Source organism: Alphaproteobacteria bacterium, assembly GCA_026400645.1.
Taxonomy (GTDB): Bacteria; Pseudomonadota; Alphaproteobacteria; order Paracaedibacterales; family CAIULA01; genus JAPLOP01.
Genome location: JAPLOP010000026.1, coordinates 15,082 through 38,787, shown reverse-complemented (window position 1 = coordinate 38,787; position 23,706 = coordinate 15,082). Strand labels below are relative to the sequence as shown.

At 45.2% G+C, this 23,706-nt stretch carries 23 protein-coding genes, 2 tRNA genes and 1 pseudogene; 19 read left to right on the top strand and 7 right to left on the bottom strand.

The features are described from left to right. A partial coding sequence (locus NTX76_04130; protein MCX7338449.1) for an AAA family ATPase occupies positions 1 to 698 on the bottom strand: 698 nt, incomplete at its 3' end. 17 nt (positions 699 to 715) lie between these two features. Continuing rightward, positions 716 to 1,270, bottom strand: coding sequence for an ATP-dependent protease subunit HslV (gene hslV / locus NTX76_04125; protein MCX7338448.1), 555 nt, complete (start codon positions 1,268 to 1,270; stop codon positions 716 to 718). Positions 1,271 to 1,383: 113 nt separating this feature from the next. Between hslV and NTX76_04120 the strand changes: the two genes are divergently transcribed. Then, entirely contained in the window at positions 1,384 to 2,367 is a 984-nt protein-coding gene (locus NTX76_04120) for an ROK family protein (GenBank protein MCX7338447.1), read from the top strand. 135 nt (positions 2,368 to 2,502) lie between these two features. Then, positions 2,503 to 4,158, top strand: coding sequence for a hypothetical protein (locus NTX76_04115; GenBank protein ID MCX7338446.1), 1,656 nt, complete (start codon positions 2,503 to 2,505; stop codon positions 4,156 to 4,158). A gap of 148 nt (positions 4,159 to 4,306) precedes the next feature. Here NTX76_04115 and tgt read toward each other — a convergent pair whose 3' ends face one another. Next, entirely contained in the window at positions 4,307 to 5,494 is a 1,188-nt protein-coding gene (tgt, locus tag NTX76_04110; protein MCX7338445.1) for a tRNA guanosine(34) transglycosylase Tgt, read from the bottom strand. A 222-nt stretch (positions 5,495 to 5,716) separates the two neighbouring features. Here tgt and NTX76_04105 point away from each other — a divergent pair. From NTX76_04105 to NTX76_04075, 7 genes and pseudogenes are all read left to right on the top strand, one after another. Next, positions 5,717 to 6,646, top strand: a pseudogene (locus NTX76_04105) (flagellar basal body P-ring protein FlgI). A gap of 147 nt (positions 6,647 to 6,793) precedes the next feature. Continuing rightward, positions 6,794 to 7,123 (top strand): flagellar basal body P-ring protein FlgI, encoded by a 330-nt coding sequence (locus tag NTX76_04100; protein ID MCX7338444.1) that lies wholly within the window; start codon positions 6,794 to 6,796, stop codon positions 7,121 to 7,123. A gap of 131 nt (positions 7,124 to 7,254) precedes the next feature. Then, positions 7,255 to 7,542, top strand: coding sequence for a GIY-YIG nuclease family protein (locus NTX76_04095; protein ID MCX7338443.1), 288 nt, complete (start codon positions 7,255 to 7,257; stop codon positions 7,540 to 7,542). Then, positions 7,526 to 7,870: a hypothetical protein gene (locus tag NTX76_04090; protein MCX7338442.1), complete on the top strand. Its 345-nt coding sequence runs from the start codon at positions 7,526 to 7,528 to the stop codon at positions 7,868 to 7,870. Before NTX76_04095 ends, NTX76_04090 begins: the two co-directional genes overlap by 17 nt. Further along, positions 7,854 to 8,261: a hypothetical protein gene (locus tag NTX76_04085; GenBank protein MCX7338441.1), complete on the top strand. Its 408-nt coding sequence runs from the start codon at positions 7,854 to 7,856 to the stop codon at positions 8,259 to 8,261. The genes NTX76_04090 and NTX76_04085 overlap by 17 nt, the downstream gene beginning before the upstream one ends. Positions 8,262 to 8,445: 184 nt before the next feature. Then, the gene (locus NTX76_04080; protein ID MCX7338440.1) at positions 8,446 to 10,290 is read left to right on the top strand and encodes a hypothetical protein; all 1,845 of its coding nucleotides are present in this window, start codon (positions 8,446 to 8,448) and stop codon (positions 10,288 to 10,290) included. Next, a complete protein-coding gene (locus NTX76_04075) occupies positions 10,290 to 11,225 on the top strand; it encodes a hypothetical protein (GenBank protein ID MCX7338439.1) in 936 nt (311 codons plus the stop codon). Before NTX76_04080 ends, NTX76_04075 begins: the two co-directional genes overlap by 1 nt. A 39-nt stretch (positions 11,226 to 11,264) precedes the next feature. Here NTX76_04075 and NTX76_04070 read toward each other — a convergent pair. Continuing rightward, positions 11,265 to 11,348: transfer RNA gene (locus tag NTX76_04070), tRNA-Leu, on the bottom strand. A gap of 205 nt (positions 11,349 to 11,553) precedes the next feature. Here NTX76_04070 and NTX76_04065 point away from each other — a divergent pair. From NTX76_04065 to NTX76_04040, 6 genes are all read left to right on the top strand, one after another. Then, positions 11,554 to 12,753 carry a hypothetical protein gene (locus NTX76_04065; protein ID MCX7338438.1) on the top strand — a complete coding sequence of 400 codons (1,200 nt, stop codon included), beginning with the start codon at positions 11,554 to 11,556 and terminating at the stop codon, positions 12,751 to 12,753. Between the two features lie 155 nt (positions 12,754 to 12,908). Continuing rightward, positions 12,909 to 13,373, top strand: coding sequence for a 50S ribosomal protein L13 (rplM, locus tag NTX76_04060; protein ID MCX7338437.1), 465 nt, complete (start codon positions 12,909 to 12,911; stop codon positions 13,371 to 13,373). Between the two features lie 68 nt (positions 13,374 to 13,441). Beyond that, positions 13,442 to 13,888 carry a 30S ribosomal protein S9 gene (rpsI, locus tag NTX76_04055; GenBank protein ID MCX7338436.1) on the top strand — a complete coding sequence of 149 codons (447 nt, stop codon included), beginning with the start codon at positions 13,442 to 13,444 and terminating at the stop codon, positions 13,886 to 13,888. Between the two features lie 141 nt (positions 13,889 to 14,029). Then, positions 14,030 to 14,105: transfer RNA gene (locus NTX76_04050), tRNA-Lys, on the top strand. A 26-nt stretch (positions 14,106 to 14,131) separates the two neighbouring features. Continuing rightward, the gene (miaA, locus tag NTX76_04045) at positions 14,132 to 14,995 is read left to right on the top strand and encodes a tRNA (adenosine(37)-N6)-dimethylallyltransferase MiaA (GenBank protein MCX7338435.1); all 864 of its coding nucleotides are present in this window, start codon (positions 14,132 to 14,134) and stop codon (positions 14,993 to 14,995) included. Positions 14,996 to 15,104: 109 nt separating this feature from the next. Further along, entirely contained in the window at positions 15,105 to 15,752 is a 648-nt protein-coding gene (locus NTX76_04040; protein ID MCX7338434.1) for a hypothetical protein, read from the top strand. An 11-nt stretch (positions 15,753 to 15,763) separates the two neighbouring features. Here NTX76_04040 and NTX76_04035 read toward each other — a convergent pair whose 3' ends face one another. Continuing rightward, entirely contained in the window at positions 15,764 to 17,149 is a 1,386-nt protein-coding gene (locus tag NTX76_04035; protein MCX7338433.1) for a hypothetical protein, read from the bottom strand. Positions 17,150 to 17,352: 203 nt separating this feature from the next. Here NTX76_04035 and aspS point away from each other — a divergent pair, with 203 nt between their 5' ends. The 4 genes from aspS to NTX76_04015 all read left to right on the top strand — a co-directional run bounded on the left by aspS (position 17,353) and on the right by NTX76_04015 (position 21,621). Continuing rightward, on the top strand, positions 17,353 to 19,158 hold the full coding sequence (gene aspS, locus NTX76_04030; protein MCX7338432.1) for an aspartate--tRNA ligase: 1,806 nt from the start codon (positions 17,353 to 17,355) through the stop codon (positions 19,156 to 19,158). Positions 19,159 to 19,273: 115 nt separating this feature from the next. Next, the gene (locus NTX76_04025) at positions 19,274 to 19,939 is read left to right on the top strand and encodes a hypothetical protein (GenBank protein ID MCX7338431.1); all 666 of its coding nucleotides are present in this window, start codon (positions 19,274 to 19,276) and stop codon (positions 19,937 to 19,939) included. Continuing rightward, entirely contained in the window at positions 19,899 to 20,921 is a 1,023-nt protein-coding gene (gene nagZ, locus NTX76_04020; protein ID MCX7338430.1) for a beta-N-acetylhexosaminidase, read from the top strand. The genes NTX76_04025 and nagZ overlap by 41 nt, the downstream gene beginning before the upstream one ends. A 34-nt stretch (positions 20,922 to 20,955) precedes the next feature. After that, positions 20,956 to 21,621, top strand: a complete 666-nt coding sequence (locus NTX76_04015) for a site-2 protease family protein (protein ID MCX7338429.1) — start codon at positions 20,956 to 20,958, stop codon at positions 21,619 to 21,621. Here the strand turns inward: NTX76_04015 and hemN are convergent. Together hemN and NTX76_04005 are read right to left on the bottom strand one after the other, a co-directional pair. Then, positions 21,586 to 22,953 carry an oxygen-independent coproporphyrinogen III oxidase gene (gene hemN, locus NTX76_04010; GenBank protein MCX7338428.1) on the bottom strand — a complete coding sequence of 456 codons (1,368 nt, stop codon included), beginning with the start codon at positions 22,951 to 22,953 and terminating at the stop codon, positions 21,586 to 21,588. The genes NTX76_04015 and hemN overlap by 36 nt on opposite strands. 19 nt (positions 22,954 to 22,972) lie before the next feature. Beyond that, positions 22,973 to 23,668, bottom strand: coding sequence for an NnrU family protein (locus tag NTX76_04005; protein ID MCX7338427.1), 696 nt, complete (start codon positions 23,666 to 23,668; stop codon positions 22,973 to 22,975). Positions 23,669 to 23,706: the final 38 nt, after the last annotated feature.

Genomic DNA, 23,706 nt, shown 5'->3' with positions numbered 1-23,706 from the left:
ATTCGTTCTTGATCCAATAATTTATCGCTCTCCTCGGCAATTAGGGCGCCTTGGGCTTCTTTCACGGTTAATTTTCGGGTTTTTGTTTTAGCGCCGCCAAAGGCTTTTCCAAACATTTCCCCAAGGTTCAACATGCCCATTTGGGCCCCTGGAACACCGGGCACATCAACAGTTGGCATGGATAATGATGGATTGTCCGAAACTTGTATTTCGACATCCTTGTCATCAAGCTGCCCATCGTGCAGCATACGCCTGAACTTTTGGCGTGTTTCGGGGCTGGCTGATTCACCAACCAATGCATCCAATACGCGTTCTTCGGCATTTGTTGCTGCTTTTGCTGCAACCTCTTCGCGCAATCGCGTGCGGGTCATGTGAATGGAAATTTCCATCAGGTCCCGAATGATTTGTTCAACATCTCGACCCACATAGCCAATTTCGGTAAATTTAGTGGCTTCCACCTTGATAAAGGGGGCCTGAGCCAACTTAGCTAGCCGCCGGGCGATTTCTGTTTTACCGACGCCGGTTGGTCCAATCATCAAGATGTTTTTTGGTAAAACTTCTTCGCGGAGCTCATCTGACAGCTGTAGTCGACGCCAACGATTGCGCAAAGCCACGGCAACAGCCCGCTTTGCATCCGTTTGGCCAACGATGTGGCGATCCAGTTCGATAACGATTTCCCGTGGTGTTAAAGATGTCATGAAATGGCCCCAATCTTTTAAAATTCAATGGTTTCTAAAATAATATTTTTGTTTGTATAAATACAAATATCCGCTGCGATTTCCAAGGATTTTTGTGCGATTTCTGCCGCATCCATTTCCGAATTTGTTTGGGATAATGCGCGTGCTGCAGCCAGGGCAAATCCCCCGCCGGATCCAATTGCGGCAATGCCGTCCTCAGGGTCCAAAACATCCCCATTTCCTGTCAAAACTAAAGACACACTTTTATCAGCCACAATCATCATGGCCTCAAGCTTTCTAAGGTACCGATCCGTTCGCCAATCCTTTGCCATGTCAACGCATGCTCGGGCCAATTGGGATGGATATTTTTCCAGCTTTGATTCCAATCGTTCCAGCAAAGCAAACGCATCTGCGGTGGCACCAGCAAAGCCAACAATGACATTGCCATTACAAATTCGCCTGACTTTCAGGGCTTTGGATTTAATAACCTGAGACCCCAGCGTGACTTGGCCGTCTCCGCCGATGACGACTTTATTATTTTTACGAATGGAAACGATTGTTGTTCCATACCAAGTGTCCGGTTTATGGTCCATGTGTATCTCTCTTTTCAGGAGCTTAAAAATAGATGTTCCTATTTACTCTATATTAAAAGTTTGAAAGCTACAATGATACATGAGACAAACCTATAGACGCAAAAGGGGCATTGATGTTTTTAACATTTGATATTGGCGGGACACATTTAAGGGGTGCGCGCTATTGTTCAACGTCAGGAAAGATTGTGGCCGAAAGGAAAATAACCAGCCCCACTTATGTCAATTCTGGCGGTGCATTGGTCGCCCTTGAAAAACTGTGCCAAAATTTGCGAACGTTGGGGCAGGATCTGTTTCTGAAACCCCCAAGGGCAGTTTGCCTGGCTTTTCCCGGTCCGGTTACCAGGGATGGATCGATTCTGGCGGCGCCATCCCTTTTTGGGGAAAAGCTTCCTGTTCATAATGCAACGCAACTGTTAAGGGAAAATTTTTGGGATTCGGTTCCCATGTTTGTCTTGAATGATGTGACGGCGGCCGGTTATCGATACGTCACCTCCGAACGGCAAAATCTGTGTATCATAACGGTTAGCTCAGGCATTGGCAGTAAGATTTTCATCGATGGAAAACCGCTGATTGGTTCCGGTTACGGGGGTGAGATTGGTCATTTTCAGGCCGATGATTCACCGGATGCCCCGTTATGTGATTGCGGGGGGCGGGGGCATTTGAATGCGATGGCATCAGGGCGCGGGGTTTTAGCCCTGGCAAAGGATACGGCATTGCGGGACTGGGCAAATTTTGAATCATCGTATCTGTTTCAGTTATTGCCACAAAAGGGTATTGGTGCCCTAGATACATTTTTACTGGCCAAGGCGTTTCATGCTCAGGATCCCTGGACGTTGTCTGTTGTTAAAATGGGCACAAAATGGCTTGGTCGTCAAATGGCGTTGATTCATCTTGCGATCGGGATTGATTCCTTTGTTATTATCGGCGGGTTTGCAAAGGCATTGGGCGAACCTTACCGGCAGCTTTTGATCGATGTGGTTGAATCGTCATCCTGGAATACGGGACATCGGTGGCAGGACATGATTCAGCTTGGCCATCCGGATGATCTTGATGGTTTGACGGGGGCGGGGGTTTATGCTGCTGATCAATTAAAATGAGGATATTTTTTGTTTTTTAATTCTTTTATTAAGACATTCGTTAATTTTTTGTTTCATACTATGATTATGAGGCGCTTGTTCTCAATCAACATTACTCAACAAGCATACGAATTTTTTAAAGAAAGAGGTCTGCATATGCGTAAATTTCTCCCCCTTATTCTGGTATCCACTGTTGGATTATCTGCGTCATCATTGATCGATATGGCCATGGCTGCATCTCATCTTCCTGTCACGGGAGACAGTGAAAACGGCAAGAAACGAAGAGCAAGACTGAGAGCCTTGGCAAGAGCCAGTACCTCTGCTGTTCTACAAAATCAGGGTGTGTCGGATCAATCCGATCCTGTCCCCCAACAATCTTCGATTTCCTCGCATCATGATACACTATCCGGGCCTGAATCTTTAAGTGGGTACAAGGGGCCTAATGCTGTTGGTCTGGTGCTAAAACCTGGACACCATTCTGCGTTTTTTAAAAATATCCTAGCGAATCCGGGTCTTTCCATGGCGCTGCTTCCATTTATGTCGTTGTTGGCATCCCCGGTGTTGGAGGCCGCTACTTTGCCTTCAAGTGATGTGACGGATCCGGCCGCAAGCTCATCCTCATCCCTTCAGCAAATGATGCCGCTTTCGCTGCCTGCTGCTATTTTGACGTCCGTCGTTCTGGAGGAGGAAAGCAAAAGTGCTGCGGTAATAAGTGATGTTGATGTTAAACAAAAGGAGGAGTTGGTTCAAAAATCGCTAGATCAGCTTGTGACGGAAACATTGGGGGCTTCCTATCAAAGCATAGAGGCGCCCAGACAGCTATCCGCAACATCATTTGGTTTGTCGAAAGAAATTTCCATAAAGCCCCATTCAAAAGTTTTTGATGGAGAACTGAATCCTATATTTTCCCTGGTTATGGATAAATTTTATGAACCCTTTATTAATGATGAGCTTCAGGCGGCATCAGAAAACAGAGCGAAGTATCCTGAGGATAAGTGGATTCAGCTGCTAGGGGATGCCCAAAAAGAATGGCGCAGAAAATCAGAGGACAAAATCATAACTGTGATTGATGCATTTCATTTAAAGATTCAGGCAAAGGACAAAGAAAAAGAATCCCTGATATCCGAACAATCAAAACATAGTGTTGATGGTCTGGGGTCTCTGTTAAACCAGCAAATTGAAACCGTGGAAACCAGCGCTGCTTTTTATAAGGCATTGCTACAAAATGCCGTTATTGATATGAAGATATCGTATGATTTTATTCACTACAATCGATCGACAGTCCTAGAGGCCACAAGATCACTTTCGGGTATTTTTCCGCAGCCTGATGAAAAAAACAAGGCCATTCTGGATCAATATAAAAATACGCAAGTCAATTTATCTAAGAAAATAGAGACTTTGAAAAGCCAAATGCGTTGGGCAGAGGGGATTATGCACGCCATCTATCCTTACCACAGACAAGACAGATCTATTTTGGGCATAACATCTAAATTGGGACTGATTTACAATGCTTCTCAAGTGGCGCGTTTTAAGGTTTCAAGTCAATATTATCTAGAGAATGGCTTTCCTATCACCGAAGATATGTCCAAGGAAGACTATAGTGCGGAATTTGTCAAATTTCTGAAGGGAATTTTATCGTCTGGGGATAACTCTCCGCTTTTAAAGGCAGCAAAGGAGGGAGGTCGAATCGTTGAGGTTGTGCAACCAAGTCCCGATAATGTTGTTGCATCAGCTGTGACGTCTGTTACCGCCACGGTTGATTTGCCGCAATCGATCGAGCTAAACACAATTGCTGCTACTAGTGCGACGTAAGCGTCCCTAAAACTCTGAATACTGCAGAAATCCGAGTGATATGGCTGTCTTTTTCTTGTCGATTTATAAGAATTCCCCCGTCACCCCGTGGTCAAGCCACGGGGTGACGGGGGATGATCTTGTATGATGTGGGGTTTGGGGACAGATTCTAAATAGAATCACGACTCACCCATGCTTTTTCTTCTTGATCGAATGTTCCTGTCACCAGGGCGCCCCGGATTGCCGTCATTAAACGATTCATGAATGTCACGTTATGAATAGATACCAATGTATAGGCCAGCAATTCCTGCGCCTTTAGCAGGTGATGGATGTACGCACGCGAATATGTTTTACACGTTGTGCACGGACAATCGGGTTCAAGCGGGGTCCCATCCAATCGATATTGACTGTTTCGCAGATTAATAAATTCACGCCCCTTGGTAGAGTTATGCACCGGGCGAACCAACGCCCCGCCATGGCGCGCAAGCCTGGTTGGATGGACGCAGTCAAACGTATCGATCCCTTGCCGAACACCCGAGAAAATATCGCTGATACCTCCAATTCCCAATAAATGCGTCGGACGATCAAGGTTTAGGTGATCCATGGCAAGCCCAACAATATCCTGCATTTGATTTTTGTCCGCGCCCAACGACCCCCCAACGGCCTGTCCAAAGAACGGCTGGCTGTTAATGAAATCACAACTTTCCTTTCGGAGGTCTGGATAGACCCCTCCCTGTACAATTCCGTACAGGGATTGCCGACCATCGTCATGTTTTTGAAATTCTTCCAGACTGCGACGGGCCCACCGGTGGCTCATCCGCGTGGATTCTGCCGTATATTGTTTATCAACATGGTAGGGGGTGCATTCATCCAGAACAACAACAAGGTCGGCCCCAAGGCCCCGTTGGATTTGAATGGATGATTCTGGCGTTAAAAGATGTTCTCTGCCATCGATATAGGACCGAAACCGGGCACCCGTTTCCGTTACCCGCAGCAGGGTCTGTTGGCGCCCTGATAATCGCTTACCCTTGATTTCGGCCGCAACCGATCCATGGCCCAGGCTGAATATCTGAAATCCACCAGAATCGGTTAGCATCGGGCCGCCCCATCCGGTAAACTTCTGAAGCCCCCCCATCGCTTGAACGACATCCGGCCCAGGTTGCAACAACAGGTGATAGGTGTTGGATAAAATAACTTGCGTCCCGGCAGCACGCATATCGTTCATGCTCAGGCTTTTCATCGCCGCCTTTGTGGCACAAAAGATGAACGCTGGGGTTTCAATCACGCCATGTGGTGTCGTTATTTTCCCGATGCGCGCGCGTGAATAAGGGGTTGGGGAATAGCTAAAATCAAACATTCAAAAGACATTATTTTAATGAGGATAGTTGGGTTGTATCATAATCTGCTGGCGTTATGGAACCTAAATCATCTTGGCATGATTCTTGCTTTCTCTTTCATAAAGGGAAAAAAGAAATTCACCATGATGATCCATATTATACTCTTTTCATTTTTTGCGGTCCTAGGCCTTGGCGCCCCGAATGCGGGCGCCTCAACGGATAGCCAAACAGATAAAAATGAAATTACACATGAAACGATTATCAGAAATCCTGCGTTTACGGGGTCTATTCCACATGTCCGCCTAAAGGATATCACCCGATTCGAGGGTATCCGCGATAACCCGTTGGTCGGTTATGGCCTTGTCGTTGGCCTGAACGGCAGTGGTGACACGTTATCCAGCGCTCCCTATACGAAAGAAAGTCTGACCAGCATGCTGGAACGATTGGGTGTGAACATACGCGATGGATCGACCCCATCCGGTAAAAATGTGGCGGCCGTTATGGTGACGGCAACGCTTCCCCCCTTTGCACGCCAGGGATCAAAGATCGATGTTACAGTATCGGCCCTTGGCGATGCGAAAGATTTAAAGGGCGGGACCCTGCTTGTGACGCCGCTTTTGGGTGCGGATGGGGAGGTTTATTCCGTCGCCCAAGGGCCCGTTGCGGTATCTGGGTTTAGTGCTCAAGGAAAAGCCGCATCAATGACCAAGGGGGTCCCAACATCGGGCAAGATTGCCAATGGTGGGATCGTTGAAAAAGAAATCGGGTTTGAATTGGCCCAACTTAAATCATTGCAGTTGACGCTTAATAATCCTGATTTCACAACGGCCCAGCGTGTGGGTGATTCTATCAACCAGTATTTTAAAAAAGCGGTGGCAAAGGCCATCGATTCCAGTACGATTCAGGTTGCTATCTCTCCGAAGGATCACAAAAATGCCGTTGGACTGATGACGGAAATTGAACAATTAATGGTGGAGCCCGACCAGGGGGCAAAGGTTATCATCGACGATCAAAATGGCGTTGTTGTTGTGACATCCAATGTGAAAATCAGCCCCATTGCCCTGACGCATGGATCGATCACCGTTCGCATTGTGGAGGCTCCGCAGGTTTCACAACCGAATTCGGGGTCAGGTTTTGGGCCAACTGCGGGCAATACAACCATTGTTGGGAATCAGGCGGCGGCAGCACCGGGGAATAATCTGACCGACCAGATTAATGCGTTAACGGCGCAACAGGCAGCTGCGCTAGCCTCATTTAACGCACAACAAGCAGCGCAGTTGGCTGCCTATACGCTTACCAATGGTACGAATGCACAGTTGATGAACCAATTTGCTCAAAAACAGGCCCAGGACCTGCAGCAATTCAATCAAACCCAACAACAGCAACTGGCTCAGCTTCAGCAACGGCAGAACAGTTCTAGCGCGCCATCCGCGCAGATGACCCCGGGTGCACAAACAGTCGTTGTGGACAATACCAAAGTTTCCATAAAGGAGGAGAAGGGTAAATTCACGATGCTAGAATCCGGGGCGAATTTAGAGGAATTTGTGAATGCGCTGAATTTACTGGGGGCATCACCACGGGATATGACGGCAATCCTTTTGAGTGTCAAAGCCGCTGGTGTTCTGCAGGCCGAAATTATTGTTCATTAGGGGGGGTACGAGAAATAATGAAGAAAAAATTGTTATGCTGGATTGCTTCGTTGCGGACTTCGTCCTTCTCGCAAAGACGTCGTTGCGAGGAGCGTAAGCGACGAAGCAATCCAGAAACTGGGGTATAGAAAATGAGACAACCGACGGTTTATATGATGGCAAGTAAACAAAATGGAACAATTTATACGGGGGTAACTTCTGATCTTGTGAAAAGGGTTTACGAACACAAAAACCAAATAACTAAAGGATTCACATCAAAGTATTCGTGTAAAATATTGGTATATTATGAAAGTCATGGATGTATGGAATCTGCAATTACGAGAGAAAAGAAAATTAAGGGCGGTTCGCGAAGTAGAAAAATAACATTGATAGAAACAGCAAATCCAAGTTGGAGGGATTTATATGCAGATATCGTCTAATATAAGTGATCAAACTAACGTATTTAGCGCTATGCAGATCAAGCAACCGGCCGATGATGCGCAAGCAGAAAAGGCAGCACAAGAATTCGAGGGGATGTTTTTTAACCATATCCTCAAGCAAATGTTCGAGGGGGTGGAACAGTCAAGCCTGTGGGGAGATAGTCACACATCAGAAATTCTGAAACCCGTATGGATCGACGCTATGGCCCAATCCTGTTCCAACACGGGGCTTGGGATTGCTAAAAACGTGAAAGATGCTTTGATGCGCCAGTCCGCCACATCCACAGTGCCCTTTAAGATCGGAGCCTCCCATGACCTTGTCGCATGATAGCCATACGGAGCTTTGTCAAGCGCTTGCTGATTTTACCAAATGTTTGGCCCAGGAAACCGCTGCATTAAAAATTTTCGATTTTGATGCTGTTAATAAGATAATCCCCCTTAAACAGAATTTCGCATTGCAATACGACAAGGCTGCAAAAGAATATAGTGATGAAAATAAGCTTGCAAATCGTGAGCTTATAAACCATTTGGTAACCATTTTGCGTGATACAATGACAGATAACCATATGGCTTTAAAAAATGCAAAAAGGTTCAATAATCGAATGGTTCAAATTCTTATTCAGTCAGAGGATCCAAGTCCCCATGCCTATTCCCTTAAAGGGGTCCAAAGAAAGGGCAAGTTGTTCACGAATGCCATTAGTATAAATAGGACATTATGATGCTTTTTCCAAAAGACTTTGATCGATGTGGGGTTAGCCGTATTTCCTGGATGGCCACGCTCGCTTCTCTCGCTCGCCATGACGTCATGGCGAGGAGGGTGAAGCCCGACGTGGCCATCCAGAAATTGTGGGATCGACTGATGGTTTCTGAAAATGCTATGAGACAAAAATAGGATAAAAAGCCATGACGAGTGCCATTTTCGATACGCGACGTATCCTTGATTCAGCGCTGAAAGTTAACCAACACAAGGCTGAGGTTTTGGCTGAAAATCTGGCCTCTCGTGATATTGATGGATATGCACGCAAAGAAGTCAGCGTTAACGAGGTTAACATCAATGGAAACTCATTCGGGGTTCAAACATCAAAAACATACCAGGTGGTTGATCGAAACCTTGTCGAGCAAGTGCGCAAACAAAATGGGTTGGTGGCTGAATTTGGTGCCCTGGATAAATTTTACCAAAACATTGAATCACTTTTTGGATCAAAGGGGTCAGGGTCATCGTTTGCACATTCCGGTAATGCATTTGCTAATGCGGTGCAATCGCTTGCGGCCCAGCCAACCAGTGGTCAGCGTCTGAATATGATGACTGCGCTTAACAGGCATGTTCAGGATGTTTCCAGCCTTGCAAACAAAATCCAGGATCTTCGTGCCCAGGTCGATCAGGAATTGTCGGCAGACGTGAGCACGGTGAACGCGTTGCTGGGTCAATTGGCGGACACGAACGAACGTATCGTCCAGGGGCAGGGGGGGTCGGAGGATAGTTCGGCATCGACGAAACGCCAACTTGTGCACCAGCTCAGCGGATTTTTGGGCAACCGCATTACCCCTTATGAATCATTGTCCAATGGACGGGTTGCGACGGACGCTGAGCGACCCCTTGTTCAGGGAAACGAGGCTTCTAGTTTAACCTATGTCCAATCAGTAAGCGTTAATGTGGCCTCTGTTTTGTCTCCCATCACACTTTCAGGGTTTGGGTTGGTTAATGTGGATATCACTGCTGAAGTTCAGCAATCAGATGGAAAGTTAAAGGCGCTTTTGGAATTGCGTGACACCATTTTGCCGGGGCTACAGGCTCAGGTTGATGAATATACGAAAAATTTCAGGGATTCAGTGAATGCGATTCACAACCTGGGAACATCGACGCAACCCCCGACTGTGCTAACGGGAACGGTCGGTGTTCCGGGGGCGGCTGGTCCATTAACGAACGCAACCGTTATTAGTGGCTTGGGAACCATTCGGGTGGGAGTTATTGATCCTGTAACTGGTAATTTGGCCAACAATGCGGCGCAGATTAACTTGGCTAACCCTCTGGGGCCTGTTACTACAGTTGGTGGCCTTGTGGCTGCACTTAATGGTGCCAATGCCGGATTTACCGCCCAATTAACGCCAACGGGGCAGCTTCAGCTGACGGCAACCAATCCAGCCCATGGGGTTTCTATTGGGTCCCTAAACGGGCCGGCGATGATGAATGCGGGAAACCCTTATAATGCGGCAAATGCTTATAATTTCTCCCATTTCTTTGGATTGAATAACATTTTACAAACGGGGGGTGTTCTGCCAGGGCAGCCCCCAGCTGGCATTTCAAATGCTTTGTCGATTCGGCCCGATATTGTAAGCTCAAACGGGGCCACGATATCGCTTGGAAAGCTGTCAGAGGTGGCCGCAATCAATCAACAGGCTATTGCCCCAGGGGATATCAGTGTTGTTGGGGCCCTATCCAATAAAATGCGGGCAACGGATTTGACATTTAATGCCACAGTAAGTTCGCCCCAAATAACGACAAGCTTGTTGGATTACAGCGCCAACATTATTGCGATTCAGATGTCATTTGTAAAAGACACCCATGTACGGTTCGAGGCGGAGCAATACACATACGAGGGGTTATCAAGTGCGGCATTTGATGTCAGTGGGGTGGATCCGCGTCAAGTCTTGCAGGACAGCGCCGATCTGGCCATGTCGGAAAATCTTATCATCGCAGCAATGCAGATATTAAACAATTTGGACAAGAAATTATTGGAACTATCATAATGAGCGTCATAACAAGTGTTTTTACATCCCCACAGCAAATTAGTTCCGCCCGAACTGTGCGACTGGAATCTTGTGGTAACAAGCTTAGTAAATCGATGGATTCAAACGGGACAGAGGGAAAATATTCTGATCTAACGGATGTTAAGGCATTCATTAAGGCAGAATCCATGGTAGCGACGCTTCAGCAAAGAAAGCAAGATAATGCCTATTTGCTCGAGATGCAAAAGCACACAACACAACAGGTGGCGTCAGCTGAAACCATCAATAATAAACTGAGCTCTCTTATTCAGGGGGTTCGATCAAACAACCCAATGCCGAACGGTGAGTTTAAAAATCAAATCAGGCAAATCTTGGGCGAATTGACGTCTGTTCTCAATGAATCGTTTTTGGGCGAAACAACCTTGGCAGGGGCGGCGTCCCTTGGTAATGCGGTTGTGGACTTAAGTACGCTTGGGGGCGTTATGGCGGGCGCTGGCCCTGATATCAGTTATTATGTTGGGGGGAACAAGGACATCCCCTTTACGATTGATGAAAATCATCAAACCGTTTTATTCCCCATCAATGCAGCAGATCCAGCGTTTGAGAAAACCATCCGCGCATGTCGTTTGTGTTTGTCGGGGGATGCCACTAATTCAGCGGACCCTTTATTTGGCCAGGCATTTGACCTTTGTCGTGATGCACAACTTCAGGATTATCCGTCGGCTGTTGCGTCAGTGGCAGCACCTGCGGCGAACCTTAGGGATGCTGATTCAATGAATAGCATTTTGGAACAAAGCACCCTTGAGCGCATTCAGGCCCTTGGGATTGACGATCCTTACGATACACTTCAAAAGCTGCTTGAAAATAATGCGACCCTGTCTATTTCGCAGGATTTGGTGTTGCAACAATACAGGAAATTGACAGAATTCGCGGAGAAAACATCACGCGGACGTTGATACCTGGGCATGCGCCCAGGATGAATAAAAACAGCAGATTGGTGCGGTCGAGAAGAGTCGAACTTCCACAGGTCTCCCTACAGCGACCTCAACGCTGCGCGTCTACCATTCCGCCACGACCGCAATAAACTGCTCATCTGTAATCTAGCAAACCCACCCCAATAGTTCAAACAGTTTTAGGAATTGTTTTCAGAATGTCGTTTATTAAGCGATTTTTTCTAATGCGGGCGGCAAAATGTTAAGGGTGCGCGTTTGGACATGCATTATCTGGATACACTGTGTTATTCTATGGTTTTGTAGGCATTTATATTGATAAAGAGTACCCGGTATGTCGAATTCCCAGTTTTCCTTTAATCGTTTCTTTGGTGGCACCCTGATTGTGTCGGGCACAACGATTGGGGCTGGGATGTTGGCATTGCCCATGACATCGATGACGGCTGGATTTTCAAAAAGCATTTTGTTGCTTTTTGCCATGTGGGCCTTTATGTGTTTGACGGCCCTTATAACATTAGAAGCCAACCTGCATTTCAAACAGGGGTTCAGCATCGCTGGCCTTGCCGAAAAAACATTGGGATCCGGCGGGCGATGGGTTGCGTCATTCAGTATAATTTTATTGTCATCAGCCCTTTTGGCTGCATACATTACCGGTGGCACGGGATTGATTCAATCGAGCTTGGATCATTTATTGGGCAAAACCATATCGTTTTCCATCTTGGCCTGTTTGTACACGGCTTGCTTTGGTTTTTTTGTTAATGCCTGCACAAAGGCCGTTGATTATGTGAATCGTATTTTATTCACCATTAAGATGATTATCTTTGTGATTATTATTGTGTCCTTGGCCCCCCATGTTCGCCTGGAAAATTTGCAAACTCCGGACCACAGCTGGTCCTATTTATCATTGGCGGTTCCTGTCTTTTTTACATCCTTTGGATTCCATGGCAGCATCCCCAGTATCATCAATTATGTTGGGCCGCACCCGCGGCAGCTTCGTTGGATGATGATCATTGGCAGCTTCTTTCCTTTTGCGATTTATTTCTTGTGGCAGTTGGCAGCCCTTGGGACGTTACATCCAACAACAACGGGGGCGTTGGCTGCAACCCAGGATTTGCCATCGTTTATTAATAGCTTAACGGTTGCCACGGGAAGCGTTGGGTTGGGGTTGCTGATTAATGGATTTGCTTTTCTAGCCATAGCAACGTCATTCCTGGGCGTATCGATGGGGTTATTTGATTTTATCGCAGAACAGTTCAAATGGTCCAATCATCCGGGTGAACGCCTTCAGACATCTGTTCTAACGTTTGGGCCGCCTTTATTCTTTGCGTTGTTTTATCCGAATGGTTTTCTAATGGCATTGGGGTATGCGGCTATCGCGCTCAGCATTTTGGCGGTTTTGTTACCGGTGGCTGTGGCTTGGAAGATTCGCCAGGAAACGGGGAACTCTGCGGCCATTTTCTTGTTCAACAAGGCCGTTTTAGTGATATGTCTTTTGGTTGGAATAGGGGTTATTGCGATCGAATTATTTCACTAAAAAGTAATGGTACCATAATACCGCATTATACGGTATTATGGTACCATATCATTTTTTTGCTTAAAACGCCTGGAAATACTGGACTTTTCTGTTGCTATTTTTTCGTATATGCCCTAAAAAAGAACAATGTAGTGTACATTTAGAGTGAAAAGAAGATGAGTACCGTTTCAATTCGCCCACAAGATGTTAAGAAAAAGTGGGTCCTTATTGACGCCCAAGACCTTGTATTGGGTCGGATGGCGTCTGTTATTGCTAATATATTAAGAGGCAAGAACAAAGCCAGTTATACTCCGCACGTTGATTGCGGTGATAATGTTGTTGTCATTAATGCTGAAAAAATCCATCTAACCGGAAATAAACTTCAGGACAAGATATTTTATTGGCATACAGGCTATGCCGGTGGGATTAAACAACGAACAATGCGCCAAATTCTGGAAAGTAAATATCCAGAAAGGGTTGTGACGAAAGCCATAGAAAGAATGGTTCCAAGGGGACCGTTAGGACGTCAAATTATGAAAAATTTGAAAGTCTATTCTGGTAGTGAGCATCCTCACAGCGCACAGCAACCAGAGTTTTTTGATGTTGCCAGTAAAAACCCAAAAAATAAGCGGAGAGTTTAATCGTGCCAACAAATAAAATAGGGTTAGAAGATTTAAAGTCTGCCGTTAAAGCACCAAAAGTAAGTTCCATCAGCGAAGATGGTTCTGCTTTGTCAGAAAAAGGGCCGGTAATGCCAAAGATTGACCCACAAGGTCGGTCCTATGCTACAGGCAAAAGAAAGAATGCTATTGCCCGCGTTTGGATTAAGCCTGGTAAGGGCAAGATTCTGGTCAATGGTCGTTCTGTCGAGGAATACTTTGCACGCCCTGTGTTGCAAATGATTATTCAGCAACCGTTCAAGATTGTGAATCGTTTGGCACAATACGATGTTTGGTGCACGGCAACTGGTGGTGGTCTGTCAGGCCAAGCCGGCGCCGTTCGCCATGGCATCAGCCGTGCTTTGACCGCGTACGAACCTGATCTACGGGGAACCTTGAAAGAAGGTGGATTCCTGACACGTGACAGTCGTGTTGTTGAACGCAAGAAATACGGTTTGGCAAAAGCGCGTCGTCGTTTCCAATTCTCGAAGCGTTAGTGTTTACGTCCATTGCGGTTGTTTTTCAAAAATCATCCGCAATGGGCATAAATTAAAACAATCTGCACTGCAGAGTGCTTGACGTAAAACTAAAAACGGTATACAAAGGTTGAGTGGTTGCAGCAGTGCAACTCAAAAAAAGGGCCCTTAGCTCAGTTGGTAGAGCATCTGACTTTTAATCAGGGGGTCGAAGGTTCGAATCCTTCAGGGCCCACCATTTATACCCATTAAACTTTTGTTAAAATGGATTACATCATCATCGCAGGTCCAACTGCCTGCGGTAAATCTCAGCTAGCATTGGACATCGCCGACCGACTTGGTGGCGAAATTATTAATGCTGATAGCATGCAGCTATACCAGGATCTGTCTATTTTAACGGCACGTCCGCACACTCATCCAATTCCTCATCATTTATATGGCATTCTATCCCATCAGGATCAAGGTTCGGCCGCATCGTGGCTAGAGCATGTTTGTTCGCTGATCAAGGATTGCTTGCATCGCAATCGGATGCCCATCGTTGTTGGGGGGACCGGGTTTTATTTACGGGCGCTAACCAACGGACTTTCCCCTTTTCCGCCCATCGATCCGATCATTCGCCAACAGGTTAGGGATCTTTCTCGGGTTTTGGGGGATGATTTTTTTAGCTATGTGTATTCTGTTGATCCCTTGATTCAGGACAAAATAAAACCATCCGACCCCCAAAGATTATGCCGGGCACTAGAGGTGATCCTGGATACGGGGCAATCAATTGTGAATTGGCAGGGCCTGGCCGTTCCCCCGCTTCCTCAATATTCCCACAAATACTATGTGATTGATCTGGACAGAGAGGACCTGTATGACCGAATTAACCGCCGTTTTCAAATGATGATCGACCTTGGCGCCATAGAGGAGATTGAAAATCTGCGGTGTTTGAATCCATCAAAAGACAGCCTGATCATGAAGGCTATTGGCGTGGCTGAGATTTCGGCGTATTTGGATGGTGATTTGTCATTAGGCGATGCCATTGAAAAAGCCCAGCAAAAATCACGCCAGTATGCAAAACGCCAGCGCACCTGGTTCCACCACAAGGTTACCGAAAAAATTATGCTTCAAAGTGGTGATATCTAAAGACATGTGTGTTGAAACTCAACAATCCTTTGCGAAAGTGGTATTACCTAAAAATAAACAAAAATTTAAGCTAAAGTCTTGCAAAAAAGTGCGTCCAGTGAAACCATCAATGAATAGGACTTTAACATCAGACAACCGTTTTCTGAAAAACGAGATTGATAGGAAAAAAATGGCCGCAAATTACAGCATTATTGATATACCTGGGAAAACAAAATTCCAAATCGCTGTGACAAATTCAACCACGCCCCCTAAAGGGGAGGACGGTGAAGATGGTGTTTCAGAAGGCGTTCAGTCACCCGAATGGATGGTGAAAATGGACGATAAGCTCGAATCTAGTGTTTCTGATTATGAGGATCATGCTATTCTTTACGGTTGGTATTCTGAGTCTGCCCGCCACACAACCGGGGATGCGTCAAATCAATTGATGACGTCGGCCACCTTGAAGCATTCGGATTTGGTTCTTATTATTCCGAATGATGGTTTTGCTGCTGCCCTTGAATCGATGATGAATACGGGTAAGGCCATCAAGGAACTGACCGTTGTTCGCTTGGGAAACACAGGAAGCCTAAAGGTAAAACTACAAAGCATTGTATTTGCCACCTGCCGCATCAAAAAATACCAACAACAGTTGGATCGCCTTATTTTGACCCTTTCCATCACGACAAAAGAAAATACGATTTTTGTGTATGATGACGCGGGGAAAAGCACAGGTCAAATGGTCAGCAAGGTTGATTATTCGAAAAATACGGCCCAATAAATCGTTTGATATTAAGGATGGGGATGGGATACAGCTGATGCCAATGGCAACAATCGGTTAGAAAGTTTTTCTTCTAACCGTTCCAAAAGTTTATGCCACCCTTCCTCTCTCAATTCACAATCTCCCATCAACACAGGCATCCTTTGCTTCTTTTTTGCCACGATACTCCTGGGGGCCGTCATCCGTATTATTTCGTCCGCGGCGTTTTTTTCTGCCAATTTTCTGTTTTCTATTTTTTTTAGCACATCCCATTTTAAGCGTTGAATTATTGATTTGATTCTATCGGCAGATCGAATAAGAATTTCCTGGTTTTTAATGCCCTGAACAATAGTATTAAGCGCATTAATGTGATCAAGGAGGATCAGGGATGGATTGGCACAAAGACCAAGAAGCTTTCGAAGTATGACACGTTCAGTACGAGCATCTGCCCCCTTTAGGGCCCGCCAACAGTTCTGAATATCCCGGTTGGAACAACCATCGCCATGCCCTATTTCTCTTAATCGATTGCGAGCGCGGTCCCGTTGGATGCCGTCCGTCTGCATGCGAATAACCAAAAGCGCTTTGGTGTAATCCCGTTCGGCGGCGTCCTGATCTGCATCCGGCACCAATAGACTAAGGTCTTCATATGTATTTGCTAAAATCAAATTGGTCATATACAGAACATCATCAGGGTTCATTGAATTATGTAGTGATAGATAGGTTTTGGTGAGGTCTAGCCAGAATTCTGGCCAATACTCTGCTAGGTAATTGTCATTGTAATTGAGTTTTTTTGAACACGATCTAAGATCGTCGATAGACAGAAGTCGATCATGGGTCGTTCTGTTGTTATCACAGGCGACATTCAAAAAATAGGTAGAAAAAACCTCTTTTTCATAATTTGTAAGCATGTCCATTTCTAGCCTTAGTCTGCAATCTTGGTAGTATAGATTGGCTGTGTTTTGTTGTTGTTTGTCGATCGATGGATCATCACGGATTTCTTTGATCTGACTTATTGCCATTTGGCTCATTTCTTTATCGACACTATTTAATGCGATCAATCTATATAAAAACGGATTTTTTGTGTCGGCAGCCTTTGTGCTCAAAACACTTAATACAGCGTTATGCAGATCCCTAAGTCTTGGACAGTTTGAACCTTTTAAAAAATCCTCAACAGTCTCGCTGTTTTGTTCGCAATCCAGCTCTTGGAAATGTTCCTCAACCCACTTGATTTGTGCCTCAACAGGAAGGGGTACAGGGCTTTTTGAATTCAATAAATTCAGCGGCGTGTAATGCATTCCTTTTTGACGATGACGTTTATTCAATTCACTTTCTTCTGCTGCGGCAACAGAGGGATGAGGAAATGCCAAGAAAAGAATCGCACAGAAAGTAAAAATAAACGTTTTCGGTATGTAGTGCATAAATATAACCATCGTGTTTACCTATTTAAGCTACCTTATATTAATAAATATGCTGCAATTATTAAGGAAATGTAAATATAGATAAAAATTATTCGTTAACCATGATCAGTGCGACTTTATTTGTGCGCTTTCTTGACAATGTTATCGATTTTATGGCTCTATAGCATTAAGAATATTTTGACTATTTGGGTTTGTGATTTTATATGTCTTTAGCGTCTGCTCTTTATCGTACTCACACATGTGGTGATCTTCAACTGTCCAATGCCGGATCAATCGTTAAACTTTCCGGATGGGTGCATCGCAAACGGGATCATGGTAATTTGGTGTTTATTGATTTGCGGGATCATTATGGCATTACGCAGTGCGTTGTGGAACGGGATTCCCCCAGTTTTAAAATTGCAGAAACCCTTAGGAATGAAAGTGTTGTCACCCTGACCGGGACTGTTGTGGAACGAAGTGCTGATGCCCTGAATCCAAAAATGGCCACTGGCGAGATCGAGGTTACGATTTCGGATATCATTGTTCAATCCGTTGCTGAAACGCTGCCGCTGCAGGTTAATAGTGCCGCTGAATTTCCCGAAGACACGCGTTTGACATATCGATTTTTGGACCTTCGCCGGGAAAAGCTTCACCGGAACATCATCCTTCGGTCTCAGATTATTTCCTCGATTCGTCGTCGTATGATTGCACAAGATTTTATGGAATTCCAAACCCCCATTTTGACATCATCATCCCCTGAAGGGGCGCGTGATTTTCTGGTGCCCAGCCGTATGCATCCGGGGCATTTTTATGCCCTGCCGCAAGCCCCACAACAATTTAAGCAGTTGTTGATGGTTGCTGGATTTGATCGCTATTTTCAAATTGCCCCCTGTTTTAGGGATGAAGATGCGCGTGCAGACCGGTCGCCCGGTGAATTTTATCAGCTTGATTTTGAAATGTCGTTCGTAACACAAGAAGACGTTTTCAATGCAATCGAACCTGTGGTTACGGGGGTGTTTGATGAATTTTCAAACGGTCGAACGGTTGGATCTTATCCGTATCCTAGAATCACATATCATGATGCGATGCTCCACTATGGATGCGATAAACCAGACCTTCGGAACCCCTTGCGGATTTGTGACGTGTCGGATGTTTTTGCAAAGTCGAGCTTTGGTATTTTTGCGACCGCCGTTGAAAAAGGGTCTGTCGTCAGGGCCATTCCTGCACCAGGTGCCGCACAACAACCTCGCAGCTTTTTCGAAAAACTGAACAGCTGGGCCGTTGAGCAAGGCATGCCCGGGCTTGGATATATCGTATTTGATGCCGAAGGGGGCGCAAAAGGCCCGATCGCCAAATTCCTGGAGCCAGATCACATCGCACAACTTAAAGCCCGCGCCGGCGTTACGGCGGGTGATGCGCTTTTCTTTGTGTGTGACAAGGCATTAAAGGCTGCGAAATTGGCCGGATTTGTTCGGACACGTGTTGGTCAAGAATTGAATCTGGTTGAACAAAATACGTTTAAATTCTGCTGGGTTGTTGATTTTCCGATGTATGAATTGATGGAGGACACCGGCAAAATTGATTTCTCTCACAATCCGTTTTCTATGCCCCAGGGCGGGTTGGATGCCCTTTTGACCCAGGATCCCTTAACAATTAAAGCCTTTCAATACGACATTGTTTGTAATGGGATTGAGCTGTCCAGTGGTGCTATTCGAAACCATTTGCCGGAAGTTATGTATAAAGCGTTCGAGATCGTTGGGTACAGCCAAGAAGAAGTCGAATCGCGTTTTGGTGGGCTTTTGAATGCCTTTAAATATGGCGCACCACCGCATGGGGGCTGTGCGCCGGGAATTGATCGGATCGTGATGCTGTTGGCGGATGAGCCGAACTTGCGGGAAGTGATTGCATTCCCCCTTAACCAACAAGCGCAAGATCTGTTGATGGGGGCGCCATCCAATATTGACGAAGCTCGGTTGAAGGAATTGCATATTCAGGTCAAGTTACCGATGAAAAAAGTTATGGCTGTTTGAGTTTTTTTGGTTGCATTTATCTTTAATTTTATGGAATATCTATCGTGTTGATGATATAGTTTCCACATTAGAGATATATGCATACGAATAGCAGAAACAGAAGAGGGAAATCGTTATGAATTTTATTACACGAGCAGCGAGCATGATAATATTATCAAGTGTGACTGGGTGTGGAATGGATATGGGTTTCTTGGGTGATGGCGATGACTTAACGGATAAAATTGTTACTCCAGCTAAAGCCTCACGTGGAATATTATTTGAATGTCAGGAAGAAATCAACTGTGACCAAGCCAGTGCACTGCTTTCTGTGTTGAGGCTTTGTTTTCCAGAGGGTCATCCCCTTGTAGATTGTCTGCACACCTTGATCAAACTTAACAGGAGCCTACTTATTACTTCTGACGGGGTCTCTTTTAATTTTAGCCCATCGCCGCCCCATAGTCCTCTCAACACGCAACGTGATGTTTTGTCACCGCTAAACTTGAGCGGCGATCCAGTAGGCGGGACCGGTCCTCGTGGATCCCTTTTTGCCTCCTCCACTCCTCCTTCTGCTGGCGTTAAAAAAAATACCTCTGTACTGGATTTTAGCAGACAACAACGTGCCGAAGCTGATAGAAAACGCCCTGATGATGCTAGTATGCAACTCGCTTGCGCAATAATTAATAGCGAAAACATCGACCCTGTTTCGCTCCCCAGCGAACAATTATCTAAAAAACGCGTGGTGACCCCCCGTTATGATTTTGGTGGAGATCCAAGGTCTAATTTCCTTGGTTGTGGTGAATAACACAAAGGAGCTTGAAAAAATTAGATCCAGCACCATCTTTGGCTGTAGCGGCCTGACACTAACTACGTTAGAACGCGATTTCTTTAAATCGTGTCAACCGCTGGGGTTTATTCTTTTTGCCAGAAATTGCAAAAACCCGGACCAGGTGCGCGATCTTGTGCAATCCCTGAAGGATACAGTTCATCACAAAGATGTGCCAATCCTGATTGACCAAGAGGGCGGCCGTGTTGTGCGCCTGACACCACCTGTATGGCGCCGGGTGCCGCCAGCCTCTGTTTTTGGAAAGATGACAGAACAATCGCGCGATCTGGCAGGGGAATGCGTTTTTGAAAATGCTGTTTTGATCGCCACCGAATTGCGTGATTTGGGAATTACTGTGAATTGCGCGCCTTGTGTTGATTTATTATTTACGAAAGATGTGGATCCCATTATTGGGGATCGTGCCTTTTCCAGTGATCCCGAAATTGTGGCGTATTTATCCTTAAAAATGATCGATGCATTTCAAAGCCAGGGAATCGTCCCTGTTATCAAGCATTTACCAGGGCACGGACGGGCCCCCGTTGACAGTCATCTGGAATTGCCTGTCGTTACCAATGAAATGGCAGAACTGAACGAAACGGATTTTCGGGCTTTTCGGTTGATTTGTGAAAACAACCAAACAGGGAAAACGCCATGGGGAATGACAGCGCATGTTGTGTATTCGGCACTGGGTGACAGTCGGCCAGCAACGTTGTCTGATACAATCATCAACACCATCATCCGTCAGACTATTGGATTTCAGGGATTTTTGCTCAGCGATGATTTGGCAATGAAGGCCCTGTCCGGATCATTCAAGGAACGAACCCAATCAGCCCTGAATGCTGGATGTGATGCCGTATTGCATTGCAATGGGAATCTTGATGAAATGATGGAAATTGCTGCTGCAGCCAGGTCATTATCCAGCGAATCTTTTGATCGATTCCGGGAATCCTTTCCTGTATAATCGTAAGAAACGCCGCTGAAATGAAAGCATCACGATGACATCACCAGAATTGTTGGCAATATTTGCCAATTTGGTTGCATTGATTTTTGCGATCACAAGCCACGAAGCTGCCCATGGCGCTATGGCGTTTGCATTTGGCGATGACACAGCAAAGCGGGCAGGGCGCCTCAGTTTCAATCCGCTGCGTCATGTTGATCCGTTTGGGACTGTCATTTTGCCGGGTTTGCTTTTTTTGACGCACGCCCCCATGCTTTTTGGGTGGGCCAAACCTGTTCCTGTTGATTTTTTAGCCCTTCGTCCAAAACGATTGGGAATGATCCTTGTTGCCTTTGCGGGCCCGGGTGCGAACATTATGCTGGCGTGGATTTCGGCCCTTTTGCTTCATATCAATGGGGATGCGAATACACTGGGCAATGAAATTCTGGTAAATTCGTTCCATATTAATCTTTTCTTGGCGGTGTTTAATCTGCTGCCCATCCCACCCTTGGATGGTGGGCGTATCGCTGTTGGTCTGCTGCCCAGGAATCTGGCTATGGGCTTGGCAAAGATAGAACCCTATGGCTTGATGATTCTGATGCTGACGTTTTTTGTGTCGGCGATAGTGCGAAATATGGGGATCCCCTTTAATCCCGTGATGGACATCATGCTGCCCGTCGTGCGTGCATTAAGTTCGGCTGTGTTGTTTTTGAGCGGTCATTAGAGATTCATCAGTCCACCTGAAGGTGGTGTGAGCATCAAAGCAACTTGCAATCAAACGCATTAAGGGCATGCCCGATGGAGTTATTTGAATAGTATGATCATCAAAGATTTGAATAAAAGTTAGGTTCTCAAATATATGCAAATTTTGTTTGGCCGTTATATATATTTGTTCCCAATGGTTGGGGCAGACTTCCTTTAAATTGACCTTACCAAAACACATGAGTTGAGAGATGATGGATTGTCTGATGATATCGTCTTTTGATAGGATAAATTCCTTACTCGTTGAGAGTTGGCCTTTCGTGATTTTATTTTTATAATCCAGGATCTTTAGGCTATTTTGGAAAAATCCATCTCTAAAAGAACTGATAGCTGACACACCAAAACCAATAAGGGTGGGCGCTATATCTGTTGTATATCCTTGAAAATTTCTTTTCAATGAACGATCTGCATAAGCCATTGTTAGCGGATCATCCTTTTGTGCGAAATGATCCAATCCAAAATGGCAATAGCCTTTAGAGACAAGCATATCGCGACCAAAGATAAATTGTTCATAGCGTTCTTTGACATTTGGCAAATGGTGCAGTTCTAATGGTTTTTGGTGACTGTACATCTGCGGCATATGAGCATAACCAAAATAAGCAATTCTATTGGGCTCTAGAGACAGGGCTAACTTGATATTATTTTGAATTTTCTCGATAGTTTGAAGGGGTAAACCATACATTAAATCAAAATTGATAGCATCAATACCAAGAGATCGGATTATTTCGACACTTTTGGAAATAATTTTAAAAGGCTGAATGCGGTTAATGACTCTTTGAACATCATCATTGAAATCTTGAACGCCTAAAGATATACGATTAACACCAAAATCCTTAAGATGCTTTATGATATCATGCTCAACTGTCCGTGGATCAATTTCAACGGCAATTTCCACTTTTGAATCGAGCGAGAAATACTGTGTAATCGCTGAAAATATTTTTGTTAAATCGTCCTTGGCAAGATATGTTGGAGTTCCCCCTCCAAAATGAATATGTTTAATGCGGATCCGCTTTGCTGCTTTTTGCGCAACAAGCTTTATCTCGTTAACCAAGGAATCGACATAAGATAAAACCTTTTCATAATCACTGGGTATTCGGGTGAAGCAACCACAGTAAGTGCACAAGGAACGGCAAAAAGGAATATGAAAATAGAGAGACACCTCTCCCTCAACGCTTTCAAGTTGTTTTTCGTGCAAATTGGTTTTTGTTGTTGCTTTAAAATGATTGGCTGTCGGATAGCTGGTATATCGAGGAACAGGGCGTTCAAGTAAATTTAAAATTTGATTTATGTCCATCCTTCCAATCTCCCAAAAACTATAATATAAACTGAAGGGGGTTTACCCCAATAATATATTCATGGAGATTCAAAACTAGATAATAAATTCCCAAGCCAACAATGACACTATATAAATCATCCTGTTGCCAATTCATGCCTTGGCGTGAACGGAGCACGGCGCAAAATGGCAATATGCTTGTATTTTTTGAGAGCGTTTCCCAGTGCTCTTGACCCAATAATTTTTGCAATCGAAGATCAACAAGTTTCATTCCCAAAATAGAGAATAAGGCAAAAATGCCAAAGACAATAACCAAGGACAGACACCCATTTGGGAAAATATGACTAAATGACCAAAGGAACAGCGCCCATAAAATAGGATGCCTTGTAATGGATACGATTCCTCTTGGCTTGCCGGGATCAAAGGGGCGCTGTTTGCAAAGAATCGATAGTGAATTTGGTGTATTTATCCCCAAGCTCACCAAAACACAAACAAGAGGCATCGTGATGTTAGTGACCCAATAGGTCCAATAAACCTTTGGCCAAAGGATAAAATCCATCGAGGTGTTGCGTGCAGTATGGAAAACCCACCACAGGGTTACAAGGGACAATATGCTATAGAAAACAAGATAGACTCTTTCCCCCAAAAGACTTATGAAAAAAGATCGACACTGTGGAACAGATGAAATAAGGTGAGACCCCAAGAAAACACCTAATGCGATAAAAAACCAGATCATAAGTATTGCTGTATGATTTTAAAATGTGATTCATGATC

Coding starts and splice junctions, on each gene's coding strand:
- hslV (MCX7338448.1), bottom strand. CDS start 1,270: ATGGACCATAAACCGGACACTTGGTATGGAACAACAATCGTTTCCATT.
- NTX76_04120 (MCX7338447.1), top strand. CDS start 1,384: ATGTTTTTAACATTTGATATTGGCGGGACACATTTAAGGGGTGCGCGC.
- NTX76_04115 (MCX7338446.1), top strand. CDS start 2,503: ATGCGTAAATTTCTCCCCCTTATTCTGGTATCCACTGTTGGATTATCT.
- tgt (MCX7338445.1), bottom strand. CDS start 5,494: ATGTTTGATTTTAGCTATTCCCCAACCCCTTATTCACGCGCGCGCATC.
- NTX76_04100 (MCX7338444.1), top strand. CDS start 6,794: ATGAACCAATTTGCTCAAAAACAGGCCCAGGACCTGCAGCAATTCAAT.
- NTX76_04095 (MCX7338443.1), top strand. CDS start 7,255: ATGAGACAACCGACGGTTTATATGATGGCAAGTAAACAAAATGGAACA.
- NTX76_04090 (MCX7338442.1), top strand. CDS start 7,526: ATGCAGATATCGTCTAATATAAGTGATCAAACTAACGTATTTAGCGCT.
- NTX76_04085 (MCX7338441.1), top strand. CDS start 7,854: ATGACCTTGTCGCATGATAGCCATACGGAGCTTTGTCAAGCGCTTGCT.
- NTX76_04080 (MCX7338440.1), top strand. CDS start 8,446: ATGACGAGTGCCATTTTCGATACGCGACGTATCCTTGATTCAGCGCTG.
- NTX76_04075 (MCX7338439.1), top strand. CDS start 10,290: ATGAGCGTCATAACAAGTGTTTTTACATCCCCACAGCAAATTAGTTCC.
- NTX76_04065 (MCX7338438.1), top strand. CDS start 11,554: ATGTCGAATTCCCAGTTTTCCTTTAATCGTTTCTTTGGTGGCACCCTG.
- rplM (MCX7338437.1), top strand. CDS start 12,909: ATGAGTACCGTTTCAATTCGCCCACAAGATGTTAAGAAAAAGTGGGTC.
- miaA (MCX7338435.1), top strand. CDS start 14,132: ATGGATTACATCATCATCGCAGGTCCAACTGCCTGCGGTAAATCTCAG.
- NTX76_04040 (MCX7338434.1), top strand. CDS start 15,105: ATGAATAGGACTTTAACATCAGACAACCGTTTTCTGAAAAACGAGATT.
- NTX76_04035 (MCX7338433.1), bottom strand. CDS start 17,149: ATGCACTACATACCGAAAACGTTTATTTTTACTTTCTGTGCGATTCTT.
- aspS (MCX7338432.1), top strand. CDS start 17,353: ATGTCTTTAGCGTCTGCTCTTTATCGTACTCACACATGTGGTGATCTT.
- NTX76_04025 (MCX7338431.1), top strand. CDS start 19,274: ATGAATTTTATTACACGAGCAGCGAGCATGATAATATTATCAAGTGTG.
- NTX76_04015 (MCX7338429.1), top strand. CDS start 20,956: ATGACATCACCAGAATTGTTGGCAATATTTGCCAATTTGGTTGCATTG.
- hemN (MCX7338428.1), bottom strand. CDS start 22,953: ATGGACATAAATCAAATTTTAAATTTACTTGAACGCCCTGTTCCTCGA.
- NTX76_04005 (MCX7338427.1), bottom strand. CDS start 23,668: ATGATCTGGTTTTTTATCGCATTAGGTGTTTTCTTGGGGTCTCACCTT.